This is a genomic window from Pontibacter rufus (assembly GCF_015694705.1).
Classification (GTDB): domain Bacteria; phylum Bacteroidota; class Bacteroidia; order Cytophagales; family Hymenobacteraceae; genus Pontibacter; species Pontibacter rufus.
The window spans coordinates 304,112-315,667 of record NZ_JADQDR010000001.1; the positions used below are offsets into that span (position 1 = coordinate 304,112).

The 11,556-nt window shown below is 46.4% G+C and carries 8 protein-coding genes; all 8 read left to right on the plus strand.

Annotated elements, in window-relative coordinates:
- Window positions 1-71: 71 nt before the first annotated feature.
- A complete protein-coding gene (locus tag I2I11_RS01445) occupies window positions 72-338 on the plus strand; it encodes a hypothetical protein (RefSeq protein ID WP_196265884.1) in 267 nt (88 codons plus the stop codon).
- Between the two features lie 441 nt (window positions 339-779).
- Window positions 780-2,105 carry a cell envelope integrity protein CreD gene (gene creD, locus I2I11_RS01450; RefSeq protein ID WP_196265885.1) on the plus strand — a complete coding sequence of 442 codons (1,326 nt, stop codon included), beginning with the start codon at window positions 780-782 and terminating at the stop codon, window positions 2,103-2,105.
- Window positions 2,106-2,383: 278 nt separating this feature from the next.
- The gene (locus I2I11_RS01455; protein WP_196265886.1) at window positions 2,384-2,818 is read left to right on the plus strand and encodes an RrF2 family transcriptional regulator; all 435 of its coding nucleotides are present in this window, start codon (window positions 2,384-2,386) and stop codon (window positions 2,816-2,818) included.
- Window positions 2,819-2,924: 106 nt separating this feature from the next.
- Entirely contained in the window at window positions 2,925-4,262 is a 1,338-nt protein-coding gene (locus tag I2I11_RS01460) for a sugar porter family MFS transporter (RefSeq protein ID WP_196265887.1), read from the plus strand.
- Window positions 4,263-4,274: 12 nt separating this feature from the next.
- A complete protein-coding gene (locus I2I11_RS01465; RefSeq protein WP_196265888.1) occupies window positions 4,275-5,162 on the plus strand; it encodes a carbohydrate kinase family protein in 888 nt (295 codons plus the stop codon).
- Window positions 5,163-5,392: 230 nt separating this feature from the next.
- Window positions 5,393-7,048 carry a glycoside hydrolase family 32 protein gene (locus tag I2I11_RS01470; RefSeq protein WP_196265889.1) on the plus strand — a complete coding sequence of 552 codons (1,656 nt, stop codon included), beginning with the start codon at window positions 5,393-5,395 and terminating at the stop codon, window positions 7,046-7,048.
- Between the two features lie 168 nt (window positions 7,049-7,216).
- Window positions 7,217-9,643 (plus strand): glycoside hydrolase family 95 protein, encoded by a 2,427-nt coding sequence (locus I2I11_RS01475; protein ID WP_196265890.1) that lies wholly within the window; start codon window positions 7,217-7,219, stop codon window positions 9,641-9,643.
- A gap of 616 nt (window positions 9,644-10,259) precedes the next feature.
- Window positions 10,260-11,537 carry an exo-beta-N-acetylmuramidase NamZ family protein gene (locus I2I11_RS01480; RefSeq protein WP_196265891.1) on the plus strand — a complete coding sequence of 426 codons (1,278 nt, stop codon included), beginning with the start codon at window positions 10,260-10,262 and terminating at the stop codon, window positions 11,535-11,537.
- The last annotated feature ends 19 nt before the right edge of the window (window positions 11,538-11,556 follow it).

Genomic DNA, 11,556 nt, shown 5'->3' on the forward strand with positions numbered 1-11,556 from the left:
AAAAACAAGCATTCAGGGCTAAGAGGGTTTAACAGATGTTACATGATTATAAAAGATAAGGAGAAACAGTTATGGATAAGACATTAAATATTGGGAGTACATTTGCTTGGGCTTTTGCCGTAGTTCTTTTGGTAATTGGCGTATTAAATTTGTTTCTGGTGCATCCTGTACCAGGAATTATTCACCTTCTTCTTTCTTTCGTGTATGTGCCTCCAGCAAATGCCCTTCTGAAGAAAAGATTCGGTTTCACGATTCCAATCGCAGTAAAAATCATGTTAGGCATAGTCATAATCTGGTTCACCTTGGGTGTGAGTGACCTCGGGGATATGATTGATTAATCAGGTATAAAGATCTCTGCAATAGGCCTGATTTAACGCAGCAGGGGGTGAGTTTTGTTTTTGCACCTGCGCTGGCCGGCTATACCCAAGCCGGCCAGCAGTGCTCATACTTCACAACCATATAGTTCTATCATGTTTTTCCGTTTTGATGCTGCTGTACTTACAACTTCCCTTGTTGCAATAAGATAGCACATTGTTCAGCGCATCCGTGAACAAATCTGTGTTTATTCTGCCTGTTTGTTTTACGCAGAAATAAGGAAGTTAGAGGAGACTAAAGCCTTATGGGGCTGAGCTGTATAACGGGAATCCGGCAAATGACTTTATAGTATATTTTATATATTATTTATTAGCTTTGTTACACTTATTCTTTCAATGTAGATAGATACAGTATGTTTATGCATGCTAAACCTTGGTAAATAACAGTTTTGCGAACAACAGAAAATGCAGAAATTAAAAAATAACATCTATTTCAAGATTGGAACAATTATCATCATCGGTTTATTATTGTTGATACCGGCTTCTATGATAGAAAGTCTAATCTATGAAAGAGAGTCAACCCAAAAAGAAGCTATCCATGAAGTTAGTTCAAAATGGGGACAAGAACAGACCGTTTCAGGGCCATTTATTACAATTCCATACTTTAGATATGTAAAGGAATTCTCGAAGAAGGATTCTACTGAAAAAGTTGTTCAGGTTAAAGAATACATTCATATACTTCCAACAGAATTAAATATATCAGGAGATATATATCCGGAGCCAAGGTATAGAGGGATTTATGAAATTGTTGTTTACAATTCGAAAATAAACTTTTCAGGAAAGTTTACCAATGTCAATCTTTCAGAATTTGACATACCACTCAATAACATACAGTTTGATAAAGCTCATCTGACTTTAGGAATAAATGATTTGAGAGGAATTGAAGAACAAATAAGTTTAAAGTGGAACAACGATCAATTTTCATTTAACCCAGGCGTCATCACAAATGATATTGTTAATAGTGGCATAAATTCTTCAATTATTATCAATCCACTCGATAGTCTGGATTATAGTTTTTCTTTAAGCATCAATCTTAAAGGAAGCCAGCTTTTATACTTCACGCCTGTTGGCAAAGTTACGGATGTAACTATCTCATCGGCTTGGAAGAATCCAAGCTTTAACGGCGCATTTTTACCTGATTCGAGGGCGATTTCAGATACAGGATTTGTTGCAAACTGGAATGTTTTACACTTAAACAGAAATTACCCGCAAGCCTGGACAGGAAGCAAATATTCCATCAGTGAATCAGCTTTTGGTATAGCATTGTTACTACCGGTAGACAATTACCAGAAGACGTACAGATCTATTCGTTATGCTATTCTCTTCATTGGATTCACTTTTTTGGTCTTTTTCTTCATTGAGGTATTAAATAAAGTATTTATTCATCCGATACAGTATATATTAGTCGGAATAGCTTTAATCGTTTTCTATACTCTTTTATTAGCCATTTCGGAGCACCTGAAGTTCAATATTGCATTCATCATCTCTGCCCTGGCAACGCTTTTGCTGATAGCCGGCTATATAAAGGCAATATTGAAATCGAGTAAATTAACATACTTAATTAGCGGAATATTGCTCGTGCTGTATTCTTTTATATTTGTAATTATACAGCTTCAGGACTTTGCACTTCTAATTGGTAGTATAGGTATATTTATAATTCTGGGACTTGTGATGTACTATTCAAGAAAAATTGATTGGTATAATCTGAACTTAGAGGAAAATAAAGAATAGCATCCAAACTATAACGCGTGTATGAGCAAGTGGCAGTGGCATGCGGGTGGGTGCCTTCTCTGAAAGTGTAGGGTAGGGTTAATATTTCTATACCGTTACCTGCAGCAAGTCCCAGACCTCGTAGTTCCACCTGAATACTGAACTGACGCAGGAACCATAAACCATTTACCAGCATTTTAAGTTAAAATAAAAGGCAAAAAGAGTTATTTTGCCTTTTATTTTAACTTAAAATGCCTGCCGGGTTCCGGCTGTACATAAATTTAAACCATCGTTGCTGTATGCTTTCAAAAAAAGCAAAATACGCTTTAAAAGCCTTACTTTATCTTACAAAAAATCAAGGCAAAGGACTTATCGTTATTTCTGACATTGCCGAAGGGGAGCGGATTCCGCGTAAGTTTCTGGAAGCCATACTTGTCGATTTAAAAACGCAGGGCTTGGTGCAAAGTGTACGCGGCAAAAAAGGCGGCTATACTTTGGTAAAAGATCCAGCAGAAATTTCGGTCGGCAATATTATCCGGATGATAGACGGCCCGCTGGCCCCTATTCCCTGCGTAAGTCACCTCTACTATAGGCGCTGCGAAGAATGTGTAGATGAAACCACCTGCGAAATAAGGCACCTGATGCGGCGCGTACGCGACGCTACCGCTGAGATATTAGATACTACTTACCTCAGCCATTTTGAAAAAGTAGAAGCCCTGGGGTTTTGTGAGTAGCACACTTGGGTGATAGCCAACTCATGCGGTGAATTTATAAAAGATTAAAGCTTTCCGGAAGTCCTGCTTTGCTGTTTATTTTTATATTTGATGAAAACAAGCAGCTATGAACAATAGGGAGATTTTATTCTGGTCAATAACCGTAGCCCTGGGCGGGTTCCTGTTTGGCTTTGACACCGCTGTTATATCTGGAGCCGAAAAAGCGATTCAGCAGGAATGGCAGCTAAGCGTATTTGAGCACGGCTTAACAGTAGCCATTGCCCTGATTGGAACGGTGGTTGGTTCGCTCACCGGCGGCATTCCGTCAGACAAATTCGGACGCAAGAACACACTCTACGGTATAGCAGTTCTCTACTTGCTGTCCTCACTCGGTACGGCCCTGGCGCCTAACTGGATTACGTTTCTCATCTTCCGCTTTCTGGGAGGCATTGGTGTCGGCGTATCTTCTGTAACGGCTCCAATGTATATCTCAGAAATATCGCCTGCAAAATCAAGGGGCAGGCTGGTGGCGCTGTTCCAGTTCAACATTGTGTTCGGGATTTTAATTGCATACCTTTCTAATTACCTTTTTGCCGGAGTTGGCGAGCACGACTGGCGATGGATGCTGGGCGTGCAGGCATTCCCTTCGCTCATTTTCCTGATAGCCATTGTATTTGTGCCGGAAAGTCCCAGGTGGTTGCTGCTCAAGCGGCCCGCCAAGGAAGAGGAAGCCAGAAAAACCCTGCAAATTGCAAACCCCGATGCAAACGTAAATCAAATGGTAACTGATATTGTACTGTCCGGGCAGGAACGGGATGCCCATGGCAAAAAAGCATCTCTGTTCTCCGGGAAATACTCTTTACCTATAACACTGGCTGTTCTGTTTGCCTTCTTCAATCAAATGTCGGGCATAAACGCCATTATCTATTATGCGCCCCGTATCTTCGAAATGGTAGGCTTAGGCCAGGAGTCTGCCTTGTTATCTTCGGCAGGAATCGGCTTGGTAAATTTTGTATTCACGCTGCTCGCTATGAACTTGATTGACCGGTTCGGCCGCCGCACCCTGATGCTGATTGGTTCGATGGGCCTGATTGTAACACTGGGTCTGGTAGCCAGGTCTTTTTACCTGGAAGAGTTCAATGGTATAGAAGTGCCGATTTACCTGTTTGTGTACATTGCCTTCTTCGCCTTCTCACAAGGAGCCGTTATCTGGGTGTTTATCTCCGAAATCTTTCCAAACCAGGTGCGTGCTTCGGGGCAGGCGTTGGGCAGCTTCACGCACTGGATTATGGCCGCCATTATTGCTTTCAGCTTCCCGTATGTATCAGAAACCCTGGGTGGCGGTAACACCTTCCTGATTTTTACCTGCATGATGGTGCTGCAGTTGCTTTTTGTGTGGCGCCTGATGCCCGAAACCAAGGGAACTTCTCTTGAGAAGATTGAGAAAGAAGTAGTGTTCCACTAAGCTGATATCTATATGCATCATAAGATAATCTGTTTCGGAGAAACGCTGTGGGATGTGCTGCCGAGTGGTAAAATGCCGGGTGGCGCTCCCATGAATGTTGCCATTCATTTAACCTATAACGGCTTCTCACCCCTTGTTATCAGCCGGGTAGGCAACGACGATCCGGGAAGAGAACTGTTACGCTTTCTGCAAGAGAAAAATGTTTCTACCCGTTGGATTCAGACGGGAGAAAGCCATCCTACAGGCGTTGTAGAAGCTAATATCTCTGACAAAAACGAGGTAACCTACAAAATAATAGAGCCCGTTGCCTGGGATTATATACAGTTCGACGAGAAGGCAGCGGAGCTGGTAGCAATAAGCGATGTTTTTATATACGGCAGCCTGGCCACCAGAAACCTCACCTCGCGCGAAACGCTTTTGCAATACCTGAAGCTGGCAAAGTTTAAAGTAATGGATGTGAACTTACGGCCACCCTACTATAACCAGGAACGCATACAGGAATTGCTGCAATACGCCAATATCGCTAAAATGAACCACCAAGAGCTGGGGGAAATAGCAGGCTGGTTTGGCTGGGCAGGCAACGAGCAGGAGCAGATGCAGGCGCTGAAACAGCATTTTAAGCTGCAGTTACTGGTGGTTACCCGCGGCGAAAAGGGAGCGGCTGCTTTAACTGAGGCTGGCTACCAAGAGCACGAAGGCTACCAGGTGGAAGTGGAAGATACCATTGGGAGCGGTGATGCATTTCTGGCAACATTCCTGAAAAATTACCTGCAGCAGGAGCCTATCCAAAAAGCCTTAGCGCAGGCATGTATGATGGGAGCTTATGTGGCCACACAAAAAGGTGGCACACCCCAGATTGACTTGTCCAGGTTTGAGGACTCATCCTCAACCCATTTATAATATTAAGCTTTCTGAATGGTTATTCCATAGAAAGGATTTATGCATCATCTTGATGATGCTAACCAGCCATTAATGTGGTGAATCTAAGTATAAAGCAAACGCTAAACAGAGAAGTTATCAGCAAAGTATAAAAGGTATACTTTGCTGATGACTTCTTAGAAATCCGGAAGTGGCAATAGCATGTATGCGGTTATTACGGATGCTGCCTTTCACTTAGTTAATAAAGCAAGATGAAAAAGATATATGCCATTGCTGCACTTGGGCTACTGCTCTACAGTTGTAGCTCCAACCAGAATACGGGAGAAAATACAGACACAGCAGATGCAGTTACAGCCACTGCCTCCAGTTTCGATGAACCGCACCGCCCGCAGTTCCACTTTACGCCGCCCTCCGGCTGGATGAACGACCCGAATGGCATGGTATACTATAAGGGCGAATACCACCTGTTTTACCAGCACAATCCCGATAGCACCGTATGGGGACCCATGCACTGGGGCCATGCGGTGAGCAACGATATGGTTCATTGGAAGCACCTGCCGATTGCTTTGTATCCGGACAGCCTGGGCATGATCTTTTCGGGTAGCGCGGTGGTGGACATCAGCAACACTTCCGGCCTGGGTACCAAAGTGAATCCGGCCATGGTAGCTATTTTTACTTACCACAACGCCGAGCAGGAGCGGGTCGGCAAAAATGATTTCCAGACGCAGGGCATCGCCTTTAGCCTGGACAATGGCCGCAGCTGGACAAAGTATAAAAATAATCCCGTGCTGAAGAACCCGGGCATACGTGATTTCCGCGACCCGAAGGTAAGCTGGTACGAAGCAGGGCAGAAGTGGATCATGACGCTGGCCGTAAAGGATCATATCAGCTTTTATTCTTCTAAAAACCTGCTCGACTGGAAACTGGAAAGCGATTTTGGCGCTGATGTAGGGGCACATGGCGGCGTATGGGAATGCCCGGACCTGTTTAAGCTGAAAGTGAACGGTACAAATGAAGAAAAATGGGTGTTGCTGGTGAACATCAATCCCGGCGCGCCGAACGGTGGATCGGGTACCCAATATTTTATAGGCAGCTTTGATGGTAATAGGTTTGTAATGGATCCGCGGTTTGAAGCGGGTTTGAATGCTAAACCGGCCATCGCGACTGCCGTGAACGGGCAGGAAGGCATCTGGCTCGACTATGGCCGGGATGAGTATGCCGGCGTTACCTGGGCCAATGTGCCGGATAGCGATGGCCGCCGCCTGTTTATGGGCTGGATGAGTAACTGGAATTATGCCAATGTGGTGCCGACAGAAAAATGGCGAAGCGCCATGACAGTAGCGCGTACACTGGAACTGGAAAATACACCGGCAGGTTTGCGGGTGGTATCTCAGCCGGTACAGGAACTGCAAAATATCTACGGAGACAGTTATACCTTCAAAGAGCAGGCAGTATCAGACACGCTTACTTTGTCAGGAAATGTTCCGTTTACTTCATCTACGTTTGATTTACAGCTGGATTTAGAACGCCTGAGTCCGGACGGGCAATTTGCAGTAGAACTGTCGAATAATCAGAACCAGAAAGTGCTTATCGGCTACGATGCTGCGCGTGGTCAGTATTACATCGACAGAAGGAAGGCCAGTAGTAACAGTTTCTCAGACAACTTTGCCGGAATCCACTATGCCCCGCGACTGGCTACAGATGATTCCTTCCCGGTGCGCCTGTTAGTGGATGTGGCTTCTGTGGAGTTTTTTGCCGATGGCGGCAAAACAGTAATGACGGATATTTTCTTTCCGGATGAAGTATTCACTAAAATAAGGCTGATTGCTGACAAAGGACAGCTCAGGCTTACATCAGGTATAATCCACGATTTAAAATCTATTTATGCTTCAGCTGAACAAAAGTAGCACCGCTAGTCATACAGCCGGAGCACGGAAGTTGCCCATAGGCTTCCTCAAATCGTGGGTACATCGCTTATCAGGTTGCATGATGAATAAAATAGTATGTACTTTAGTATGCCAGAACTTAAGTGCCGGAGCCTGTCCGGCTATAAGGTGGCTTACTTATAAGTTATTATGATAAAATACTTCTTAACCGCAGTCGCTTTACTTTACAGTATACTTTCGTTGGCGCAGGCAGACACGGACATAAAGTTTGATGCACCGGCAACACATTTTACGCAGTCGCTGCCCCTGGGCAACGGGCGGTTGGGGGCAATGGTGTATGGCGGCACTAACCGGGAAAGACTAGTGCTTAACGAAATCTCCATGTGGTCGGGCGGCGTGCAGAATCCAAACCGCCCGGACGCTTATCAGTACCTGCCTGCCATCCAGCAACTCCTGAAAGAGGACAAGAACAAGGAAGCACAGGAATTGCTGCAGCAACACTTTACCAGCGCCGGCAAAGGACCTACGCCCAAGTTTGGTGCTTACCAGATTCTTGCGGATTTGTTTATCAACTGGGCCGACACCAGCCAGCCGGTTACTAACTACAAACGCACCCTGCACCTGGACAGCGCCCTGGCAGTAACCGAGTGGAAGCGCAGCAACACTGCATACAAAGAGGAAGTATGGGTAAGCGCACCGCAGCAGGTTATTGTCATTCGCTTGAGCACAGGCAAAGCCAAAGCCCTGAATTTTGGCATTTCGATGAACAGGAAGGAGCGGGCAACCTTTACTTCGTCGGGCAATGCCATTACCATGCAGGGACAACTGGATGGTGGCAGCGGCGATCCCGGAGTTAAGTTTGCCGCTTACGCAAAAGTGCTGGCGCCGGGCGGAAAAGTAACCGTGCAGGGCAATGGCCTGCAAGTAAAAGGCGGCTCGGAATGCCTGATTATACTTGGAGCTGCTACCGATCTGAACTGGCCGCACGTAGAAGAGCGGGGGCCTGCGCCTTTACCAGTGGCACAAAAGCAGGTGGCGGCAGCTGCGAAACTGGCGTGGCCGGTACTTTTAAAAAACCACGTCGCTGATTACGACGCTTACTTTAATCGCTGCCGGCTCTATTTTACTTCAAATACCAATAACGCTGTAGAGAACATGACCACGGCTCAGCGGCTGGTGCAGTATGCCGCCGGACAAAATGATGTGCAATTGCCTGCTTTATACTTCAACTTTGGCCGGTATTTGCTTATCTCAAGCTCGCGGCCCGGCAACTTGCCGGCTAACCTGCAAGGCCTGTGGGCAGAAGAATACCAAACGCCCTGGAACGGCGATTATCATCTCAATATCAACCTGCAGATGAATTACTGGCCTGCTGAAGTAACTAATCTGGCCAAATGCCACCTACCGCTGATACAATTTACCAAACAACTGGTGGAGCCGGGCAAGGCAACGGCCAAAGCTTACTATAATTCCGATGGATGGGTGGCCCACATGTTCAGCAATCCCTGGAAATTTACGGCTCCAGGCGAGGAGGCATCCTGGGGATCTACCCTGACCGGCGGCGCCTGGTTGTGTGAGCACCTGTGGCAACACTACATTTTTAATCCTGATAAAGAATATCTTGCTTCTATTTACCCGGTGCTGAAAGGCGCTGCCCGCTTTTATACCGATATCCTGATAGAAGATCCCAAAACAAAATGGCTCGTAACGGCGCCGTCTAATTCGCCGGAAAACACTTATATCACACCTGGCGGCTTTGCCGGCCAAACCACGATGGGGCCTGCCATAGACATGCAGATTGGACGGGAGCTGCTAGGCAACACCATTCAGGCCGCTGCTATACTTGGCGTGGATGCTACCTGGGCCGACTCTCTGAAGCAAATAAAAAGCCGCCTGGCTCCCAATCAAATCAGCCCATCCACCGGAGGTGTGCAGGAGTGGATACGGGACTACAAAGAAGCCGAACCGCAGCACCGCCATGTGTCGCAGCTGTACGGTTTATACCCTTATGACGAAATCAATGACCTGGATGTGCCCTTGCTGGCTCATGCCGCCCGCAAAACACTTTTGCTGCGTGGCGATGCCGGAACAGGCTGGTCCAGGGCCTGGAAAATAAATTTCTGGGCCAGGTTGGGAGACGGCGATCATGCCCTGAAAATGCTGAAGAGCCTGCTGGAGCCTGCCTTCACCATTGAGAACGGCAAGTATAAAATGGCAGGCGCAGGCACTTATCCCAACTTGTTTTGCGCCCACCCGCCTTTTCAGATCGACGGAAATTTTGGGGCCACTGCGGCTATTGCCGAAATGCTGCTGCAAAGTAATGGCGATCACCAGGTTATCAGGTTGCTGCCTGCCCTGCCTTCCGAAGCAGGCTGGCAGCAAGGCCACGTGAATGGTCTAAAAGCACGTAATGGCTTTGAAATCGACTTTGATTGGCAGGAAGGCCAACTCAGCAAAACGCAAATCACTTCAGAAGCAGGTAAAGACTGTTATGTGCAGCTGCCCGAAGGCTTAAACGTGTACAATGCGGCCGGTAAGAAAGTGAACACAAAGCCACTGGGCAACAACATCGTCGTATTCCCGACACAAAAGGGAAATAAGTATTTGCTGAAGTAAACAGGCTGCTATACTTAGTTTTGCCAGACTTCCCTGCTGCATTTCTGTGCTGCCTGGTTAGCAGGTTGGATGCGGATAGTAAACAACAGGCCTGTCATACTATACTACCTTTAATATAGTATGACAGGCCTGCAAAGCACATCAGCTTTTCCGTTGCCTCCTGGTATTGTAATCCCGCTGTATATAATCCTCCGACGGTGCTGCTTTGTGCCTGTTCTACATTTCCTAAAAGAATTTTTTATCTCTCTATCGGGAACATCTCAATCTTATAATGTAATAGTTTTATATTGCTATGCTGGTTTGTGCATCTTTCAAAAAATAATAAGCATAAACGTTAGGCTTTAAAAATAATTCTTCCTTATTTTAACCTGAAATTAAGTAAGTAAACACTTTTTGCCTTTTGCCTAGGTGCGTTTTCATGCATGTTATTGCTTTCATGATTGGTAAAATCCGGCATTTTAAGTAGCTGGGGAAGCTTTAAAGGCTGAGAATGCACCTAAGGTATAGGGCCAGGATTTGCGATACTTGGTCCGCAGCCGCTGTGCAGATAGTATGAAAGGACAGCATAAACCAGCAGGCCTTACGGGTAAAAACGGATGTATAAATATTTTTTGATATGAATAAGCATCATTTTAAGACAAAGGCTTTGTTAGGTGTCTGGCTACCGGTCGCGCTTTTTGCCTTAAGCCTGAGTGCCTGTAAGCAGTCACTACAGGCCAAAAGTGCCCTTGCAGAGGAGAGAAATGATACCATTCTTCCTGAAAGCAACTCTATCGTAGCCGGTGCCGACCAGACAGCGGAGTATCTGCCTTACCTGAAAGGGAAACGCGTGGGCATGGTAGTAAACCCGACATCCATTATCGGAAATACCCCCAGCGTAGACAGTCTGCAGGCGCTTGGCGTTAACATTGTAAAAATATTTGGTCCCGAGCATGGCTTCCGTGGCGATGCCAGCGCAGGGGTTAAAGTAGACGATAGCATAGATCCGAAAACCGGCATTAAGGTCATTTCGCTGTATGGCAAAAACAGCACTCCATCTAAAGAGAGCCTCGCCAATATTGACCTCATGATATTCGATATCCAGGACGTAGGCGCAAGGTTTTATACTTACATCGCTACCATGCACCGCGTCATGCAGGCCTGCGCCGACAATGGCAAAGAACTCCTGATCCTGGACAGGCCCAACCCGAACGGGTACCTGGTAGACGGCCCCATATTGGATATGAGCCTGAAATCGGGCATCGGCATGCACCCCATACCCATTGCCCACGGCATGACAGTAGGGGAATTTGCCCAAATGATTAATGGCGAAGGCTGGCTTGAGAATAACCGGAAGTGCCAGATCAAAATCATAAAGGTGAAGAACTATGCGCACGACATGCCCTATACTTTGCCCGTAAGCCCATCGCCTAACCTGAATACGCAGCAGTCTGTTTTGCTATACCCATCTCTGTGCCTGTTCGAGGGAACCGTTATCAGCCAGGGGCGGGGTACACACTTTCCGTTTACCGTATTAGGCAGCCCTGCGCTGAAAGGCAAGTATGATTTCTCCTTCACGCCTGTCAGTATCAAAGGAATGAGCGAAACCCCGCTGTACCAGGACCAGGCCTGTTATGGCTTAGACCTGCGCAGGTATGATACCGATAAATTGCGGCAGAGCGGACAGCTGAACTTAAGCTGGCTGATGGAAATGTACCAGGCCTATCCACACAAAGAAAAGTTCTTCGACTATACGCAAAGCAAACAGATGGGCAACTTTGATAAACTGGCCGGCACCACGCAGCTCAAAGAGCAGATAATTGCCGGTGTACCGGAAGAAGAGATTCGCAGGAGCTGGGAGCCCGGCTTGAGCCAGTTTAAAGTAATGCGCGGCAAGTACCTGCTTTACCCCTGATTTTTACATTCAACGCTAA

What these genes read in the sequence shown, in the direction of transcription:
- I2I11_RS01445 (WP_196265884.1), top strand. Translation starts at nt 72, where the DNA reads ATGGATAAGACATTAAATATTGGGAGTACATTTGCTTGGGCTTTTGCC.
- creD (WP_196265885.1), top strand. Translation starts at nt 780, where the DNA reads ATGCAGAAATTAAAAAATAACATCTATTTCAAGATTGGAACAATTATC.
- I2I11_RS01455 (WP_196265886.1), top strand. Translation starts at nt 2,384, where the DNA reads ATGCTTTCAAAAAAAGCAAAATACGCTTTAAAAGCCTTACTTTATCTT.
- I2I11_RS01460 (WP_196265887.1), top strand. Translation starts at nt 2,925, where the DNA reads ATGAACAATAGGGAGATTTTATTCTGGTCAATAACCGTAGCCCTGGGC.
- I2I11_RS01465 (WP_196265888.1), top strand. Translation starts at nt 4,275, where the DNA reads ATGCATCATAAGATAATCTGTTTCGGAGAAACGCTGTGGGATGTGCTG.
- I2I11_RS01470 (WP_196265889.1), top strand. Translation starts at nt 5,393, where the DNA reads ATGAAAAAGATATATGCCATTGCTGCACTTGGGCTACTGCTCTACAGT.
- I2I11_RS01475 (WP_196265890.1), top strand. Translation starts at nt 7,217, where the DNA reads ATGATAAAATACTTCTTAACCGCAGTCGCTTTACTTTACAGTATACTT.
- I2I11_RS01480 (WP_196265891.1), top strand. Translation starts at nt 10,260, where the DNA reads ATGAATAAGCATCATTTTAAGACAAAGGCTTTGTTAGGTGTCTGGCTA.